At 67.1% G+C, this 16920-nt stretch carries 16 protein-coding genes and 1 pseudogene; 8 read left to right on the forward strand and 9 right to left on the reverse strand.

Going from position 1 to position 16920, the window contains the following annotated elements; genetic code table 11:
* Positions 1 to 314, reverse strand: a pseudogene (locus K8V11_RS08095) (metallophosphoesterase); the annotation flags it as partial.
* A 79-nt stretch (positions 315 to 393) separates the two neighbouring features.
* Positions 394 to 2811 carry a transglycosylase domain-containing protein gene (locus K8V11_RS08100; RefSeq protein WP_303912526.1) on the reverse strand — a complete coding sequence of 806 codons (2418 nt, stop codon included), beginning with the start codon at positions 2809 to 2811 and terminating at the stop codon, positions 394 to 396.
* Positions 2812 to 3230: 419 nt separating this feature from the next.
* Between K8V11_RS08100 and K8V11_RS08105 the strand changes: the two genes are divergently transcribed.
* Positions 3231 to 3650, forward strand: coding sequence for a WhiB family transcriptional regulator (locus K8V11_RS08105; RefSeq protein WP_303912529.1), 420 nt, complete (start codon positions 3231 to 3233; stop codon positions 3648 to 3650).
* A gap of 99 nt (positions 3651 to 3749) precedes the next feature.
* Here K8V11_RS08105 and K8V11_RS08110 read toward each other — a convergent pair whose 3' ends face one another.
* Positions 3750 to 4898 carry an ArsA family ATPase gene (locus K8V11_RS08110; RefSeq protein ID WP_303912532.1) on the reverse strand — a complete coding sequence of 383 codons (1149 nt, stop codon included), beginning with the start codon at positions 4896 to 4898 and terminating at the stop codon, positions 3750 to 3752.
* Positions 4895 to 5983 carry an ArsA-related P-loop ATPase gene (locus tag K8V11_RS08115; RefSeq protein ID WP_303912534.1) on the reverse strand — a complete coding sequence of 363 codons (1089 nt, stop codon included), beginning with the start codon at positions 5981 to 5983 and terminating at the stop codon, positions 4895 to 4897. The genes K8V11_RS08110 and K8V11_RS08115 overlap by 4 nt, the downstream gene beginning before the upstream one ends.
* Before the next feature lie 151 nt (positions 5984 to 6134).
* On the opposite strand from K8V11_RS08115, the gene K8V11_RS08120 reads away from it, so the two are divergent.
* The 3 genes from K8V11_RS08120 to K8V11_RS08130 are packed head-to-tail and all read left to right on the forward strand — an operon-like array spanning position 6135 to position 7636.
* Complete coding sequence (locus tag K8V11_RS08120) at positions 6135 to 6308, forward strand: DUF4177 domain-containing protein (protein WP_075844794.1); 174 nt, start codon at positions 6135 to 6137, stop codon at positions 6306 to 6308.
* Positions 6309 to 6353: 45 nt separating this feature from the next.
* Complete coding sequence (locus K8V11_RS08125) at positions 6354 to 6821, forward strand: RidA family protein (RefSeq protein WP_303912543.1); 468 nt, start codon at positions 6354 to 6356, stop codon at positions 6819 to 6821.
* A 2-nt stretch (positions 6822 to 6823) separates the two neighbouring features.
* Positions 6824 to 7636 (forward strand): MBL fold metallo-hydrolase, encoded by an 813-nt coding sequence (locus tag K8V11_RS08130; RefSeq protein WP_303912547.1) that lies wholly within the window; start codon positions 6824 to 6826, stop codon positions 7634 to 7636.
* Positions 7637 to 7662: 26 nt separating this feature from the next.
* Here K8V11_RS08130 and K8V11_RS08135 read toward each other — a convergent pair whose 3' ends face one another.
* Both K8V11_RS08135 and K8V11_RS08140 read right to left on the reverse strand, forming a co-directional pair.
* Positions 7663 to 8337, reverse strand: a complete 675-nt coding sequence (locus K8V11_RS08135) for a Crp/Fnr family transcriptional regulator (RefSeq protein ID WP_067477830.1) — start codon at positions 8335 to 8337, stop codon at positions 7663 to 7665.
* A gap of 289 nt (positions 8338 to 8626) precedes the next feature.
* On the reverse strand, positions 8627 to 8794 hold the full coding sequence (locus K8V11_RS08140; RefSeq protein ID WP_303912551.1) for a hypothetical protein: 168 nt from the start codon (positions 8792 to 8794) through the stop codon (positions 8627 to 8629).
* 127 nt (positions 8795 to 8921) lie between these two features.
* Here K8V11_RS08140 and nth point away from each other — a divergent pair, with 127 nt between their 5' ends.
* Genes nth through K8V11_RS08160 form a run of 4 tightly spaced genes read left to right on the forward strand, consistent with a single transcriptional unit; the run spans position 8922 to position 12632 of the window.
* A complete protein-coding gene (gene nth / locus K8V11_RS08145; protein ID WP_303912554.1) occupies positions 8922 to 9767 on the forward strand; it encodes an endonuclease III in 846 nt (281 codons plus the stop codon).
* Positions 9764 to 10459, forward strand: a complete 696-nt coding sequence (locus K8V11_RS08150; RefSeq protein ID WP_303912557.1) for a TlpA disulfide reductase family protein — start codon at positions 9764 to 9766, stop codon at positions 10457 to 10459. The genes nth and K8V11_RS08150 overlap by 4 nt, the downstream gene beginning before the upstream one ends.
* Positions 10459 to 11430, forward strand: coding sequence for a CoA pyrophosphatase (locus K8V11_RS08155; protein WP_303912560.1), 972 nt, complete (start codon positions 10459 to 10461; stop codon positions 11428 to 11430). Before K8V11_RS08150 ends, K8V11_RS08155 begins: the two co-directional genes overlap by 1 nt.
* Complete coding sequence (locus tag K8V11_RS08160) at positions 11427 to 12632, forward strand: MarP family serine protease (protein WP_303912574.1); 1206 nt, start codon at positions 11427 to 11429, stop codon at positions 12630 to 12632. The genes K8V11_RS08155 and K8V11_RS08160 overlap by 4 nt, the downstream gene beginning before the upstream one ends.
* Positions 12633 to 12667: 35 nt before the next feature.
* On the opposite strand, the gene K8V11_RS08165 is transcribed toward K8V11_RS08160, so the two are convergent.
* From K8V11_RS08165 to acs, 3 genes are all read right to left on the reverse strand, one after another.
* Entirely contained in the window at positions 12668 to 13600 is a 933-nt protein-coding gene (locus K8V11_RS08165; protein WP_303912564.1) for an alpha/beta fold hydrolase, read from the reverse strand.
* Positions 13601 to 13684: 84 nt separating this feature from the next.
* Positions 13685 to 14173, reverse strand: a complete 489-nt coding sequence (locus tag K8V11_RS08170) for a phage holin family protein (RefSeq protein WP_303912567.1) — start codon at positions 14171 to 14173, stop codon at positions 13685 to 13687.
* A gap of 260 nt (positions 14174 to 14433) precedes the next feature.
* Positions 14434 to 16386: an acetate--CoA ligase gene (gene acs / locus K8V11_RS08175; protein WP_303912570.1), complete on the reverse strand. Its 1953-nt coding sequence runs from the start codon at positions 16384 to 16386 to the stop codon at positions 14434 to 14436.
* Between the last annotated feature and the right edge of the window lie 534 nt (positions 16387 to 16920).

Consider the following 16920-nt stretch of genomic DNA (forward strand, 5'->3'; position numbering starts at 1 on the left):
ATGACGGAGGGCACGGCACGATCGCTTGAGAGGTTGTCGCCCGTGTCGACGACGAAATCTGGTCGAAGACGGGTGAGGCTGTGCAGGAACGCCGTCTTCACGCGCTGGCCGGGAAGCATGTGCAGATCGGAGATGTGCAGAATGCGCAGGGGGGAGGTGCCGGGCGGAAGGATCGGAAGCTCGACCTGGCGCACCCGATAGTTATTGCGCTCGTACATCGTCCCGTACACGAGACCCGTAGCAGCGGCGGCCACCCCCGCTTGTACGAGAGCTTGGGCGGTGGACGGTTCAGCAGGACGACGTGATCGGGCCATGGATCCAGGATACTCGCCGGGCCACCACAAATATCTACCGAGAAACTTCGTGGGGGCCCGGCCGTGCACTCTTGGCGGGTTAGCCGTTCGGCGAGATGGTGAGCGGGGCGTAGCCCGGCACGTCACGAACTTCCTCGCCGTCGGGGCCGACAGTGGCGCCGCCGCCACCGCCGCCGGACGTGCCGGGGGCGGAGCCTCCTCCGGAACCGCCGGAGGCGCCCGACCCTCCGCTGCCCGAGCCGTCGGACACCGTGATCGTCATCGTGGAGCCGGGGATTTCGAGATTCTCCTCGACCGACAGGACCTGGCCGTAGGGCACGGATCCGCCGGAGGTGAATTCGGTCTCCACCGAATACCCGGCCGCCTCGAGCGCGGAGGTCGCTGCGGACTGACTCATGCCCACGACGTTGGGCGCACCCTTGGATGCCGTCGTGCCCGCCTGGTAGGCGGGATCCGGACTGAATGGCTGGATCTCGTCGAAGTGCCCGACTATCGGCATGAACGCCGCGTACCACGTGCGGGCCGGCTCGTCGCCGCCGTAGAGGTCGCCCCATCCACATTGACGGAGGGGGGACTTACACAGGGAGGACGTTTCCGGGCCGTCGTTGAACGCGTACGTGGCGGCGGCGAACTCGTTGGTGAAGCCGAGGAAGGCCGAGGACCGGTGGGATTCGGTGGTGCCGGTTTTGCCGGCCATGGGTAGGTTCCAGCCGGCCGAGGCGGCGGCGTTCGCCGAGGTGCCGCCCGGCTTGTCGTCCTTGCCCATCGCGGCGGCCAGGGTGTTGGCCAATCCCTCGGTGACGACTTGCTCGCACGGTTCCTCATTCATCGAAACGGGGCGGCCGTTGGCATCCGTGATCGATTCGATCGGGCTCGGCGGGCACCAGGTGCCGCCGGAGGACAGCGTGGCGCCGACGTTCGACAGCTCCAACGCGTTGACCGCGTCCGGGCCGAGGGTGAACGAGCCGAGGTTGTTGTCGGTGACGAAGTCCTGGAGCGATTGCCCGTTGGGTGCCGTGCCGTTTTCCGCGTACGAGCGCAGGCCGAGACGCACCGCCATCTCCACCGTTGGCTCGACTCCGACCTGCGAGATCATGTTGACGAACGCGGTGTTCGGCGATTGCGCTAGAGCGTCGGTCAGTGAAAGCGAGCTCGGGTAGGAGCCGGCGTTCTCGACGCAGTACATGCCGGGCGGACAGCCCGCGGCGCCGCCGGCACCGAACCCCTCGAGCTGCACGCGCGAGGGGACGGACACGTAGGAATTGGTTCCCATGCCCTTTTCCATGCCCGCGGCGACCGTGAAGATCTTGAATACGGAACCAGCTCCGTCTCCCACCATGGAGAATGGCTGCGGCTGGACGGTTTCCTCGTTGGTCTGGTCGAGGCCGTACGCGCGCGAGGACGCGATCGCCTTGACCTTGTGGGCATCGTCGCCCGGTTCGACGACGCTCATGACCTCGGCGACGCCGTCGCCATGCGGCTGGCCGTAGGTGTCGAGCGAGTTCTGGACCGAGTCCTGGACCGTATCGTCGAGGGTCGTCTTGATCGTGTATCCGCCGCGGCTCATCGTTTCGCGGCTGATGCCGTTGGCCTGCAGGTACTGGAGTACGTAATCGCAGAAGAAGCCGCGCGAACCCGCGGTGATACAGCCGTTCGGGACCGCTTGCGGCTGGTCAAGCACTCCGAGTGGTTCCTGCTTGTACTGCTCGGCCTCCTGCGGGGTGATCGAGCCGGTGCTCGCCATGGCGTCGATGATCGTGTTGCGACGATCCGTCGTGGCCTCGGGATTCGTGTACGGGTTGTACATCGACGTCGACTGCACCATGCCGGCGAGCATCGCGGACTGCGGCACGGTGAGCTCGCTCGCGTCGGTACCGAAGTAGGTTTTCGCCGCGACCTGTACGCCGAATGCGCCGTTGCCGAACGAGATCAGGTTGAGGTACTTCGACAGGATCTCGTCTTTGGACAGCTCCTTGTCGAGCGCGAGCGCCATCCGGATCTCGCGAAGCTTACGTGCGGGGGTGACCTCGATTGCCTCGCGGCGCTCGCTCTCGGACTGGGCCGAGACGAGGAACTGGTAGTTCTTGATCAGCTGCTGGTCGATTGACGACGCACCCTGTTGCACGCCGCCCGCGGTGAAGTTGGTGACCATCGCGCGAGCCGTGCCCTGCCAGTCCACGCCCTGGTGGTCGAGGAAGCGACGATCCTCCATGGAAATGATCGCGAGCTTGATGTTCTCCGAGATCTCTTCGGAGGGGACCACGATCCGTTGCTGGTCGTAGATCCAAGCGATCGGCTGATCCTTGGAATCGGTGACCGTGGTGATCTGGGGCATATCGCCCTTGATGAGATCCGCGGAGGTGGATGCGAGAGAGCTGGCCATCTTATTAGAAGACAAGCCCACGGCGCCTACCACTGGGAACATCGAGCCGGCGAAGACGATACCGGCGGCGATGCAGGCCAGCAGCAGTCTTAGCAGCTTGGCGAAATTCGACACAGGCCGAATCCTATCGAATGAAACTGAGAGCCAACCCCGCGGTGTCGCGTGTTCACCGGGTTTTCCCGGTGCCTGCCGGATCTCCGGGTTTGTGGCCCGGGCTCTCGCTTCTGGACGCTAAATCAGTTCGAAATATTGAGCCCTATTTACTTTCAGCGTGTGACTGCGGTAACAATAGTTGTATCACCGTTTGTAGAGGCTGAGAGTTTTCAAGTTTCTCGGTCCCGGGCTCGAATGCGAGGCGGAGCGCTTTCGCTCCACCCGCGTAAGGGCTTGGTTCTGGGAGTTTGACTCACCAGCAGCATGTGAATGGTGTACGCAATTAAGTATGCATACATAAGTAGCGATGGCATGCATAAGGTTCACGGAGCGCAGCGCACCCCTATCGCGTGCTCCCAGACGATGTTAGGGGCAACAATATGACGGCACCTGTGAAGTCCACCTCGAGCGGCGGAGCCGAAGGCTCGTCGGAAAACAAGACCCACCAGCCGCTGCAGGGGAGGGGATCACAAATCGCGGGAGCCGAATCCATCGTCGGCGAAGCACGTCAGCAGTGGGTCTCCCAGGCGAGGTGCCGTGATATCGACCCGGACGAGCTTTTCGTCAAGGGCGCAGCCCAGCGCCAGGCGGCGGCAATCTGCCGCCACTGCCCCGTTCTCCTCCAGTGCCGCGCCGACGCGCTCGACAATCGCGTCGAGTTCGGCGTCTGGGGTGGGATGACCGAAAGGCAGCGCCGCGCGCTGCTCAAGCAGTACCCGGATGTCACCTCGTGGGCGGACTTCTACGCCGAGCAGCTCGACCGTGCCGCCGCACGTACCCAGGCTCGCGCGGTGAACTGATTCGCTACACGCCCCGGCCCATGGGCCGACGTGGCAAGGCCCGGCGCCGCATCGTCGACGAGACGATGCACGCCGGGCTTTTTCGTGCCCGCTGGTGCTCTATTCCTTGCCGACTAGCTGGCTGCCGAGAGCTCGCAGCGCGGAGAGGCTCGAGACCTCGAACGGCAGCGACGGAACACCGACCACCGGCACCGACGGGCGCTGCTTGGTGAACCCGCTGATCAGGCGCACCTCTTCGCGGGCGGTCAGCGCGCGCTCGGTGTGGATGTCGAGCGCCGCCGCGGCCTCCGGATAGTCCTTCGCAATCCGGCGCGCGCCGGCAGTGGCCTCGTCGGGGCCGAGATCCACCAGGCGGGGGTGGGTGCGGTTGATGACCACGCCGGACAGCGGCATGCCCTCCTCGGTGAGGCGGTCGACGAAGAAACCAGCCTCGCGCAGTGCCGGCGCCTCCGCGCTCGCGACGACGACGAACTCGGTGCCGCGGCGGCGGAGTACCGCCTGCGTGCGCGCGGCCCGGGTGGCGAAGCCTCCGAACGTCGAATCGAGCGCCTGGACGAACTCGCTCGCATCCGACAGCATCGCCGACCCCACGATCCGCGAGATCCCCTTGAGCGCCGCGCTCATCGCGCCGGACGCGAGGCGGCCGATGCCGCGGCCCGGCGTGGCCAACATGCGCATCAGCCGCGAATCCATGAACCCCGCCAGGCGGGCCGGAGCATCGAGAAAATCGAGGGCATTACGTGACGGCGGTGTGTCTACGACCACCAGGTCCCACGAGGAATCCTCGAGCAATTGCCCGAGTTTTTCCATCGCCATGTATTCCTGGGTGCCTGCGAAGGACTCGACAAGTGTCTTGTAAAACGGGTTCGCCATGATCCGCTCGGCCCGTTCGGGCGTCGAGTTTTGCGCGACGAGCTCATCGAAGGTGCCCTTCATATCGAGCATCATCGCGAACAACCGTCCACCGGACTCGGGTGCATCGGAGTTGTTCTGGGGAGCGGCCTCTCCGACGTCATGGGCGGATAGGTCCACCTCCTGCGGAGTGTTCGTGAGACCCTCGATGCCGAGCGCCTGCGCAAGACGGCGGGCCGGATCGATGGTGAGGACGACGACCTGGCGGCCCATTTCGGCCGCGCGGACCGCGAGCGCCGCCGAGGTGGTCGTCTTGCCGACTCCACCGGCCCCGGTGCACACGATGACCCGGGTCGCGCGGGTGGTGAGGAGCCGTTCGGTGTCCAGCCGTGTCATTTTCCGGCTCCTTCTCTGCTGCGGGTGACGCCCTGGTCGTTGAGTACCGCCGCGAGTTCGAACAGCGAGGACGTGTCGATGCCGCCGGGGAGATGGGGCAGGACCAGCGTTTTCGCCCCCGCCTCGGAAAGGGACTCCGCAGCAGCGATCTGCCCTTGCGCGACGCGCGCGTGCTCCATCGACTCGACGATGAGCCCCTCGACGAGCGCGCGCTCGTCCTCCGAGTATTCCGCTGAGGTCCCCGAGACGATGCCCGCGGTTGAGAGGCCATCGGCGAGCTGGCGCGGATCGGGCCCATCGGCAGCGAAGCGCGGCAGGTCCTCCGGCTCGACGAACTTCGGGTTCGCGCGGTTGACGATGACATGACCGACGGAGATCCCGACCGATTCGATTTCGGCGATCGCGTCGAGCGTCTCCTGCACGGGCAGCGATTCGAGCAGCGTAACCAGGTGCACCACGGTGCGGCGCGAATGGAGCAGCCGCGCGACGTCATTCGCCTGCGCGTGGATCGGCCCGCCGCGGGCGAGGCCCGCCATCGCGACCGTGACGTCGAGGAAGCGGTGGATGCGACCCGTCGGCGGGGAATCGACGACGATCGCGTCGTAGGTGTCCTCGCCCTTCGCCTCGTCGCGGGTCGCGGTTTCCTTGATCTTGCCGGTGAGAATCACGTCCTTGATGCCCGGCGCGATCGAGGTCGCGAACTCGATGGCGCCCGTTGCGCGCATCGCCTTGCCGAGGGTGCCGAGGCGGTAGAACATCGCCATGTATTCGAGCATCGCCGCCTCGGTCTCGATGGCGAGCGCGTGGACCTCGCCGCCTCCCTCCGGGGAGGCCAGGTGGACCTCCTTGTAGGGCAGCGGTCCGCGATCGAAGAGACGGGCGATGCCCTGGCGTTCCTCGACCTCGACGAGCAACACACGGTTGCCCTCGCTCGCCAACGAAAGGGCAAGCGCTGCGGCGACTGTCGTCTTGCCCGTGCCTCCCTTACCGGAGACGAAATGGATCTGCGCAGCGGCGGAGGCGGCCGAGAACCTCCCGCGCAGATCGTCGGCGAGGGTCGGCGCCGAGGCGGCTTCGTGGGACATGTGTTTCAGCCTAACCGGCCGCGCCGCAGTGGAACCGGAATGCGGGAATTTGCGGCGTGCGCTGGGACGTGTTTTTCGCCACGCGCGGTGTGCGGGCGGCGAGATCCGCGGGCGGGGTTGGGGAATGTGCCAATTCTTATAGAGTGGGGCCATGACTACACCACAGAGCCCTGTCCAGTTCGAGTACTCGACCGTTCCGCTGCTCACCCACGCGACGAAGCAGATCCTCGACCAGTGGGGCGAGGACGGCTGGGAGCTCGTCACGGTCCTGCCCGGGCCGACGGGCGAGCAGCACGTCGCGTACATGAAGCGCGTCAAGGCATAAACCGCCCGCGCACCAACGACAGACACCGTGATTGAGGCGAGAAGAATGAGCGAAGGCTATTGGACCCGCAAGCTCGAGTCCCTCGAGATCGAACTGCCAGACGTGGCCGCCCCGGTGGGCAGCTACACCCCGGCGGTGCGCTCCGGAGCGTACGTGTACACCTCGGGACAACTCCCGCTTCGTGACGGCGAACTGCTGGGAACCGGCAAGGTCGGCGGGGATCTCGGCGTCGACGAGGCGGCGGTAATGGCCCGCCAGTGTGCGCTCAACGCGCTCGCCGCGATCGATGATCTCGTCGGGATCGACGCCATCGTGCGTGTCGTCAAGCTCGTCGGGTTCGTCGCCTCGGCCCCGGGGTTCCACTCCCAGCCCGCCGTCATCAACGGGGCGTCCGATGTGCTCGCCGAGATCTTCGGCGACGCAGGGGTGCACGCCCGCTCCGCAGTCGGGGTGTCCGAGCTGCCGCTCGCCGCGCCAGTCGAGGTGGAGCTGATCGTCGAGGTCGAGGGATAGCGATGCCCGCCGGCGAATTCCCTGCCTACGAGGCGCTCCGCCCCGTTGCCGGGACCCGCGCCGCCTCCGTCGTGCTCTGCGACAATCCCTCGCCGATGACGATGGAGGGCACGAACTCCGTGGTCCTCCGCGCGCCCGGCGCCGCGCAGTCCGTGGTCGTCGACCCGGGGCCGGAGGACGCCGGGCACGCGAGGGTGCTCGCCGAGGCGGCCGGGGAGGTCTCGCTGGTTCTCATCACCCACCGGCACGCCGACCACACCGACGGGATCGACGAATTCGTCCGGCTCACCGGCGCTCCCGTGCGCGCGCTACTTTCAGAGCATTGCCGAGGGGCCGAGCCGCTCGCGACCGGTGAGGTCGTCGAGGCGGCGGGTCTGCGCATCGGCGTCATTGCGACGCCCGGCCATACCGCGGACTCGATCTGCCTGGACGTCGCGCCGGCCGGCGGCGAGACCGACTGCGTCGTCCTCGGTGACACCATCCTCGGCCGCGACTCGACGGTCCTCGACTCGACCGACGGCTCGCTTCCGGACTATCTCGATTCGCTGCGCGCTCTGCAAGAGTTCGCCGGCCGCCCCGGCGTTCCGGGCCACGGGCCGGACGTGGCGGACGTCGCAGCGGCGGCCGCTGCGCTCGAGGCGCACCGCAACTCCCGGCTCGATCAAGTGCGCGAGGCGATCGCGAGGCTCGGCGCCGACGCCGGCGCGGCGGAGATCACCCGCGACATCTACACCGAGGTCACCGATCCAGTGCTACTCGCGGCCGCAGAACAAAGTACCCGCGTCGCGATGGATTACATCGCAGAACGCGGGTAGTTCGAAGGCGCCCGTGGGCGCGTGATTCAGCGTGCGCGGCGGGCGAGGCGCTCGGGATCGGAGATGATCACCGACTTGCCCTCGAGGCGCAGCCAGCCGCGGTGGGCGAACTCGGCGAGCGCCTTGTTGACCGTCTCGCGGGAGGCGCCGACGAGCTGGGCGATCTCTTCCTGCGTTAGGTCGTGGGTGACCCGAATTGCGGTGCCTTCCTTCTGGCCGAAACGCTGCGCAAGCTGCAGCAGCGCCTTGGCGACGCGGCCGGGCACGTCCGTGAAGATGAGGTCGGCGAGGTTGTTGTTCGTGCGGCGGAGACGACGGGCGAGCACGCGCAGCAGCTGATCGGCGATCTCGGGGCGCTCGGAAATCCAGCGGCGCAGCGCCGTGCGGTTCATCGATTCGACCTTTACGTCGGTCACGCAAATCGCGGACGACGTGCGTGGACCCGGGTCGAAGATCGACAGCTCGCCGAACATATCCGACGGGCCGAGGACCGACAGGAGATTCTCGCGGCCGTCGGGGGACTTGCGCGAGAGCTTCACCTTGCCATCGATGATGATGTAAAGCGTCTCGCCCGGCTCGCCCTCGCGGATGATGGTTTCGCCTCGCGAGAACTCCGCCGGAGACAAGTCATCGCGCAGCGCTTTGACGGCGGCAGGGTCGACGCCCTGGAAAATGCCGGCTCTGCTCAGTGCGTCATCCACGGAGATTGCCTTCTTTCGTATGGGGAACCCGCGCGGTCTCTTTCCACGGGGTACGCCGCTCACGCAGCGGCGCTTTGGCACCTTCTACGCAGAACAGCAGCACACTCGACCCCGTCGTGGTGGCTGGGGCGAATGTGGCAGGCACCACTGTATCGTGCATCAAGGTGCGTTGGCGACCTATCCGGCCAATTCTACGAAAGTCGAAAAATGCCTCTGGCTAGTAATGATTTCTGTTAGCCACGGTCTCGCGAGGTGCCGCGGGCGGCGCAACGACGGCGGCCCTCAGTCGTCAGTCGTCCTCGGTGGGCTTTTCGGTAGTGGGCGGCGTCGAGGGTGCCTCGGCGACCGGAGTCGCGGTCTCGCCGGTGGTACCCACGACCTTTGCCTCGAAGCGCTCCATCACAAGCGCGAAGATGGCGATGGCCAAGGGCGCAAGGACAACGAAGACAGCGTTCATAGGACACAAGTTAACCTGCCGGCGCCGTAAAGGGCCAAACCCCTCCGCCGTCATGGGCGGGTTGTGAGGGTGTGCGCTCCCGGCGGCGGTGGGGGAAACGGCGAGCCGCCACAGTAGGATTGAGGGCATGTCTGCTGGCTCTTCCGTCCCCGCACGGCGGCGACCTACCGCCGCGATGCGCGGCACGGAAACCTCGCTGGGGCTCACGCGGCGCGCCCGTCGGATGGCGCGCGAGCTCGGCGAGGCGTTTCCCGAGGTGTGGTGCGAACTCGATTTCACCAACCCGCTCGAGCTTTCGGTCGCGACGATCCTGTCCGCGCAGTGCACCGATGCCCGGGTGAATATGGTGACCCCGGCGCTATTCGCGCGCTACCGCACGGCAGCCGATTACGCGGGCGCGGACCGCGAGGAGCTCGAGCAGCTCATCCGTTCGACGGGGTTCTACCGCAACAAGGCACGCAGCATTCAAGGCCTCGGCGCGGCGCTCGTCGAGCGATTCGACGGCGAGGTGCCGCGGCGGATGAAGGACCTCATCACCCTCCCGGGATTCGGCCGCAAGACCGCGAACGTGGTGCTCGGCAACGCGTTCGACACCCCCGGGCTCACCGTCGACACCCATTTCCAGCGACTCGTGCACCGCTGGGGCTGGACCGAGGAGACGGACCCGGTGAAGATCGAGCACGCCGTCGCCGAGTTGCTGCCGCGCAAGGTGTGGACGGACACCAGCCACCGGATCATCTGGTTCGGCCGTCGCGTGTGCCATTCCCGCAAGCCCGCGTGCGGGGCGTGCTTCCTCGCGCGGCAGTGCCCCTCCGCGGGGAAGGCCGGCCCGATGGACCCGGTCGCCGCGGCGAAGCTGGTGTCCGGGGAGAACCGCGAGCACCTTCTCGCCCTCGCCGGCCTCGACGCCGACGGCGCACCGCTGGACGCGGACGCCGTCGCGGCCGACCAAACCGGGGAAGCCGTCCGATGAGTTCGTCCGCACGCTGGTCCATCGTCGCCGTCATCGTCGTCGCCGCGCTTGTCGCGGCGCTGTGGAGCACCCTCGGCTCCTCGGAACAGGAACAACCCGCGAATGACGCCGGACCTGCCGCGCCCGGCTCGTCGGGCGGGGTGACCCCCGGTCCTTATCGCCCCGCGGACGCCGCGCTGCGCTCGGAGGTTGGACTCCCGTCGTGCCCGGCGGGGCAGGCGGCCGGCGAGGACGCTGCACCCGACGCCGCCGCGGACGCGGGGCCGCTGGGCGCGGTATCCCTCGTGTGCATGGCCGACGGCGAGGAGAAGACCTTCGCCGAGATCGCCGCGGGCAAGCCGACGCTGATCAACCTGTGGGCCTACTGGTGCGAGCCGTGCCGACGAGAGCTCCCCGCGCTCCGCGACGCTCAGGAAGAACTCGGCGACTCGGCGCAGATCGTGCTCGTCCACGCCGATCCGGACGAGGCGAAGGGCCTGAAGATGCTGCAGGAGCTCGGCGTCACCGAACTGCCCTCGCTCGTCGACGCCGGCGGCGACATCGCCGAGGCTGCCGGTGCCCCTCCGGTGCTCCCGGTGAATATCCTCGTCGCGCCCGATGGCACTGTGGCGAAGGTGCTCCCGCAGCTCATGCGCGGGCCGGAGGACGTGGTCGACGCAGTCGACACCTACCTCGGCCAGGGGGTGTCGTAGTGGGAGCGACGTTCTTCCCGCCGGAGGACTATTTCGACCTGAGCGGTTACCGCTTCGCCGACGATTATCCGCGGTGGCTGGCCCCGCTGGTCGCGGCGGCACGCTCCGGCGACGTCACAAAGCTCCTGCCCGAGCGCAGACCGCCGGAGGGTGACGGCGGGGTGCCGCACCCCAGCGGACGGCCGCACCGCACGTCCGCGGTGCTCGTGCTGTTCTCGGGGGACCCGGATGCGCCCGGCCCCAGGCCACCGGCGGATGCGCGGGTCCTGCTCACGCACCGCGCGGCGACGCTCGGCAGCCACGCCGGGCAGATCTCGTTCCCCGGCGGCGGCAGCGAGGCGGTCGACGAGAAGATCCCGGACACGGCGCTTCGCGAAGCGCAGGAGGAGACCGGGCTCGACCCGGATTCCGTCGACATCCTCGCCGTCACCGGGTCGTTGTACATCCCGGTGTCGAATTACTCGGTATTCCCGGTGCTGGCGTATTGGCGCGAACCCGGTCGGGTGCACGCCGCCGATCAGGCGGAGACGGCGCGGGTGCTCACACCCCCGCTCGGCGACCTACTCGACCCCGCACATCGCTTTACGGTGCGCCAATCCGCGGGTTGGCAGGGTCCAGCATTTAATATCGGAGACCTGGTGTTGTGGGGTTTCACCGCCGGGGTGCTCGCCGCGGCCACGCAATTGGCCGGGTGGGACCTCGAGTGGGATTCCGGCGATATCCGGGATCTCGAGGAAACTCTGTCCGCCTCGGCGAACGGGGAGGAACACTCGTGGCCGCGCCGCGAGGTGCTGGAGGAGCTGCGGAACGCGGCCCACCTCCGGTCGGACGATCCCGATCCAGACGCCGATTTCCGCAGGCTGGGAACGGAAATACTCCGCCCGGACGTTGGACGGCCAGAAAGCCCAACGCCCGAGCAAGACGACGAGGCGCCGCACCGCGGCGGAACAGACGAGGAGGGCGCGTCCTGACTGGTTCGACGTGGCTCGACATAGCCCTGGTGCTCCTCGCCGTGCTGGCGGCGTTCGCCGGGTGGCTCAGTGGCGCGTTGTCCGCGGCGTTCGCGCTGCTCGGCGTCGCCGTCGGTGCCACGTCCGGTCTGCTTGTCGCACCTCATGTCGTCGAGAACCTCGACAGTCCGGTCGCGAGGCTGTTCGCCGGGCTCGGCATCGTCGCGCTCATGGTCATAATCGGGCAGGTCGCCGGTCAGACGATCGGTCGGGCGCTGCGCAGCACTATCAGCGGCTCGACCGTCGCGCGGGGCGTCGATTCGCTCATCGGGGCGGTGCTCCAGGCCGCGGCGATCCTGCTTGTCGCGTGGCTCGTGGCGATTCCGGTATCGGCGCGGGAGGACACCGCCGCAGCGGAGGCGATCCGCGGCTCGACAATCCTGTCGGAGATGGATCGCGTCGCGCCCAACCAGCTGCGCTCGATCCCGAGCACGTTCGCCGAGGTACTTGTCGACACCGGCTTCCCGGGGATCCTCGGCCCGTTCTCGGAAATGCCTCTGCGGGAGGTGCCGCCCGCCGATCCGGATCTCCAGAACAACCCAATCGTGCAGTCGGTGACCCCGTCGGTGGTGAAGATCATGGGCCGCGCCGAGCAGTGCCGCCGCGCGCTCGAGGGTTCGGGTGTGGTCTACGCGCCGAACCGGGTTATCACGAACGCCCACGTCGTTGCCGGCACCGACACCGTCCGCGTCGAGGTGTCCGAGGACGTGGCGATCGACGCGAACGTCGTCGCATATAACCCGGACGTCGACATCGCGGTGCTCGATGTCCCCGGTCTCACCGCCCCGCCGATGGCGCTCGGCACGGACCGCGATGTGCAGTCCGGCGATGACGCGATCGTTCTCGGCTACCCGGGCAACGGCCCGTACCACGCGGGCGCGGCGCGCGTGCGCGAGGAGGTCACGCTCCGCGGGCCGAACATCTACCGCGACGCGCAGGTCGAGCGCGACGTCTACACGCTGCGTGCGGACGTGCAGGAGGGCAATTCCGGCGGTCCGCTCATCGCCCCGGACGGCACCGTCATCGGCATCATCTTCGGCGCCGCCCTCGATGCAACGGAGACGGGCTATGCGCTCACGCTCGACCAGATCATGCCGACGGTGCAAGCGGCGGAAGGGCAAACCCAGTCCGTCGACACCGAGCGCTGCGTCGGCTCGGCATAGCGTCGGCCCTCGCCGGGCACCCGTAGCCCCGCCGGCTACTGCGGCAGGTCTGCCGCGAAATCGATGATCTCGCGCGCGAGCGCCGCCGGATCCTCCATCGGCGCGTAATGGCCGACACCCGGAAGCATCACCTGCGTCGTCGCGGGCGCAAACTTTTGTGACCGCTCGATCGTCTCGGGGAGAACGAACGAGTCCTGCTCTCCGCCGATCGCGAGCACCTGATGCTCGAGCTGCCCGCGAACGGTGCGTCGGTAGTCGCGGCCATCGGGACGGAACTGGCTGCGAAACATCCAGCGCCGGGATTCCAGCGTCAGGTGCGCGACCTTGGGGATCTGCATCGCGAGCCGCAGCACGCGGGCCGTCTCGGCGAAGTCCTCGCTCCCGGTCCACGCGAAACCGCCGTGGGCGCGGGTCACGTTCTCGATATAGGCCGCATCGTCGGCGAGGAGCCGACGTTCGGCGGCGCGCGGGATTTGGTCGAAGGTGAGGTCGGGGAGTACGGCCGCGCGCTGGGCCTGGCTGCGCAGGCACTGCGAGCGCATGGCGAGCGGGTGGGGGGAGGACACGGCGACGAGCGCACGCACTGCGCGCGGGCGCCGGTAGGCGGCGGTCCACCCGAGGTAGCCGCCCTCGCCGTGGCCGACGAGCACGGCCTCGGTGTGGCCGAGCGCGCGGATCAGGTTCGTCACATCCGCGGCGAGCGTCCACGCGTCGTAGCCGCGCGGCGGCTTGTCCGAATCGCCGTGTCCGCGCAGGTCGAGGGCGACGGCGTGATATCCGGCGGCGGCAAGCGGTTCGAGCAGCCCGCGCATCGTCCACCAGATCCCGCCGAAGCCGTGCACGAGTAGCGCGAGTGGCGGTCGCGCAGCGAACGCCTCGCCCCCGCTGGGGAGCATCTCGGCGATGTGGAGCCGCGTGCCGTTGGCGGAGACGTCGCGGTGGGTCCAGGGTCCAGAAAAACGCACCACCGCCGGATCTGGGGGCGGTGGTGCGTTCTTGCGGGTCAACGCTGCGATTTCTACTGGCTCCTCACGCGGGCGAAAGGCGGGCGCCTACTGGCGGGGCTGCACCGCTTGCGTCTTGGCGTTCTTCTGCGGCACGGCGAGCTTGAGATCGGACACGGAGTCGATCGTGCGCTGCGGCTTGCGGATCTTCTTCACCTTCGCAAGGCCGATGAGCGCGCAGATCACCGCGAGCAGGAGAAGCACGACGAAGATGATGAGGAAGCCGAACCAGGTCCACGTCTTCGTGCCCATCCACATCGAGATCAGATGCGCGAACATGAAGGTGAGCGGCGGGAGCGAGAGCAGAAGGAACAGCGCCGCCGCGGCGAACATGCCGCCGCCGATGCCGGCCTTCTTGACCTGGTCGGTGACCTCGGTCTTGGCGAGCTCGATCTCCGAGCGGACGAGCGTGGATACCTGCGTCGTCGCGTTCTTCACGAGGTCGCCGATACTGGCGTCCCCGCGCTTGAGCGAATCAGCATCACGCAGCGGTATCGAGCCCTCAGGGTTCTTCACGTTGTCGTGCTCGTTGCTCACGGCTTCTCCTTAGGGTTCTTGATGTCGTCGGCGTCCGTCCGCCGACTCGCCATTTGTGCTCGTCCGCTCATGGCCGGTGCGTCGATCTTCGCGGCCCACTTTCGAAATGATAACCGGGCGGCCCCGCGACCATTGTCCCCAATCCTGCCACGATTGGCAGTGATGGGTGCAAAGTCCGGGCCGCCCGGGTCCATATTCGATGCGTAAATGTGTCCGCCCCCGCCCTGGGAAAAACCACAGAAGGGCCTATGACGGCGGAGTTACTTCTTCTGCAGGGCCTCCATAATCGACGGGTCCGACAACGTGGAGGTATCCCCGACCTCGCGGCCCTCGGCGAGGTCCCGCAGCAGGCGGCGCATGATCTTGCCGGAGCGGGTCTTGGGCAACTCGGGGACGATGGTGATGTCGCGCGGCTTGGCGATAGGCGAGATGTCCTTGCTCACCGCTGCCTTGAGAGCGTCGATGAGCTCGTCGCCGGAATCGGCGTGGTTCTCCCGCAGAATCACGTACGCCACGATCGCCTGGCCGGTCTGCTCGTCGGACGCGCCGACCACGGCGGCCTCGGCCACAGATTCGTGCCCGACCAGTGCGGATTCGACTTCGGAAGTCGAGATGCGGTGGCCGGAGATGTTCATCACGTCGTCGACTCGGCCGAGGATCCACAGTGCCCCGTCGGAGTCCCACTTGGCGCCGTCACCGGCGAAGTAGTAGCCCTGCTCGGCAAAATGCGACCAGTAGGTGTCGCGGTACCGTTCCATGTCGCCCCAGATGCCGCGCAGCATCGCCGGCCACGGCTCGGTGGCGACGAGAAGGCCCTGTTCCTCGGCGGGGATCGTTTCGCCGTCGTTGTTCACGACGTCCATGGAGATCCCGGGAAGCGGACGCATTGCCGAACCGGGCTTGGTCTCGGTGACCCCGGGTAGCGGGGACGCCATGATCGCGCCGGTCTCGGTCTGCCACCAGGTGTCGACTATCGGCGCCTTGCCCGCACCGATGTTCTCGCGGTACCAGCGCCACGCCTCGGGGTTGATCGGTTCGCCGACCGAGCCGAGCACGCGGATCGAGGACAGATCGTGCGCGGCGGGAATTTCCTTGCCCCACTTCATAAACGTGCGGATCAGCGTCGGCGCGGAGTAGTAGATCGAGACCTTCTTGTCCTCGATGATCTCGAAATGGCGGTGCTCGTCGGGGCTGTTCGGCGTGCCCTCGTAAACCACGCACGTCGCGCCGTTGGATAGCGGACCGTACACGCCGTACGTATGTCCGGTGACCCAGCCGATATCGGCGGTACACCAGTACACGTCGGTCTCGGGCTTGAGGTCGAACACGATGTCGTGCGTGTAGGACGCCTGCACCAGGTAGCCACCCGAGGAATGGACGATGCCCTTGGGCTTGCCCGTGGTGCCGGAGGTGTAGAGCAGGTACAGCGGGTGCTCGGCGTCGAACGATTCCGGGGTGTGGGTGGCGGACTGCTCGGGGATGACCTCGTCCCACCACACGTCGCGCTCGGCGTCCCATTCGACGTCGATGCCGGTGCGGCGGACGACGAGGACCTTCTGCACCGAGGCGGCGGGGCCGTCGACGCTCGGCAGCGAGCTTCCGAGTGCGTCGTCGACCGCGGCCTTCAGCGGCGCGGGCTTTCCACGGCGGAACTGTCCGTCGGAGGTGATGACGACCTTTGCCTCCGCGTCGTCGACGCGGGAGCGCAGCGCGGCGGAGGAGAATCCGGCGAACACGACCGAGTGGGTCAGGCCGAGGCGCGCACAGGCGAGCATCGCGACGTAGGCCTCGGGGATCATCGGCATGTAGATGGCGACACGGTCGCCGGCGACGAGTCCGAGCGAGGAGAGATAGTTCGCCGTGCGCGAGACATCGGCCAGCAGGTCGGAATAGGTGATGTCCCGGGAGTCGGACTTCGGCTCGCCGATCCAGTGAACGGCCACGCGGTCGCCGTTGCCGGCCTCCACGTGGCGGTCGATGCAGTTGACCGCGACGTTGAGCTTTCCGCCGACGAACCACTTCGACACCGGAGCCTGCGACCAGTCGAGAACCTCGGACCATTCCTGGTCCCACGAGAGTCTGCGCGCCTGCTTATCCCAGAACGCGAGGCGATCGGCATCTGCCTCGGTGTACAGATCGGCAGTGGCATTTGCCTGCGCGGCAAACTCCGCGCTCGGCGCGTACTTCTCGTTCGTGGTCGAAGAATCCGACATTACGGCACTCCTATTCGCCTATTTTCATTGTGCGGATGCGTCCATCACGTCGCCCGTCGGCGCGTGCGCGAAGCGAGGGGTGCGCAGCGAGACCGGGCGCGGTGCGTGGGAGCTCCACACCCGCTGTTGTTTGGATCACATCCGATATACATGAGGATAACCGCATCTTTGATGGAGCGGAGAAAATCGCACGTGGGACGCGCGAAAACTCCCCGGGTGGGCAGGCCGTTAATGCGGGTTAGTCGCGGTAAACCGACCGGCGAAGGAATCGCCGATCGGTTAGCGGGTGTAAACAACAGTGCCCCCGGCAATTCGGGTATCCACGAATGTCATCTACGCGAAACAAAGAAGCATTAGAGTGATTTACCAATGTGTAAGGCAATGTTCATATCGTGATCCGTATCACATGCCTTAGGCGGTTGATCAGCGGCGATCCGCTGTCGGGTTTTACAAGGACCCGGCGTCGTCGCGCGGGTGGAGGACGTCATCTCCGCCCGCGAATCGAAACGGGAGGTTTTCTGTGCGTAGGTTCAA

The organism is Dietzia timorensis, assembly GCF_020742175.1.
GTDB classification, from domain to species: Bacteria; Actinomycetota; Actinomycetes; order Mycobacteriales; family Mycobacteriaceae; genus Dietzia; species Dietzia timorensis_A.

Coding starts and splice junctions, on each gene's coding strand:
- K8V11_RS08105 (WP_303912529.1), top strand. CDS start 3,231: ATGACGGCACCTGTGAAGTCCACCTCGAGCGGCGGAGCCGAAGGCTCG.
- K8V11_RS08110 (WP_303912532.1), bottom strand. CDS start 4,898: ATGACACGGCTGGACACCGAACGGCTCCTCACCACCCGCGCGACCCGG.
- K8V11_RS08115 (WP_303912534.1), bottom strand. CDS start 5,983: ATGTCCCACGAAGCCGCCTCGGCGCCGACCCTCGCCGACGATCTGCGC.
- K8V11_RS08120 (WP_075844794.1), top strand. CDS start 6,135: ATGACTACACCACAGAGCCCTGTCCAGTTCGAGTACTCGACCGTTCCG.
- K8V11_RS08125 (WP_303912543.1), top strand. CDS start 6,354: ATGAGCGAAGGCTATTGGACCCGCAAGCTCGAGTCCCTCGAGATCGAA.
- K8V11_RS08130 (WP_303912547.1), top strand. CDS start 6,824: ATGCCCGCCGGCGAATTCCCTGCCTACGAGGCGCTCCGCCCCGTTGCC.
- K8V11_RS08140 (WP_303912551.1), bottom strand. CDS start 8,794: ATGAACGCTGTCTTCGTTGTCCTTGCGCCCTTGGCCATCGCCATCTTC.
- nth (WP_303912554.1), top strand. CDS start 8,922: ATGTCTGCTGGCTCTTCCGTCCCCGCACGGCGGCGACCTACCGCCGCG.
- K8V11_RS08150 (WP_303912557.1), top strand. CDS start 9,764: ATGAGTTCGTCCGCACGCTGGTCCATCGTCGCCGTCATCGTCGTCGCC.
- acs (WP_303912570.1), bottom strand. CDS start 16,386: ATGTCGGATTCTTCGACCACGAACGAGAAGTACGCGCCGAGCGCGGAG.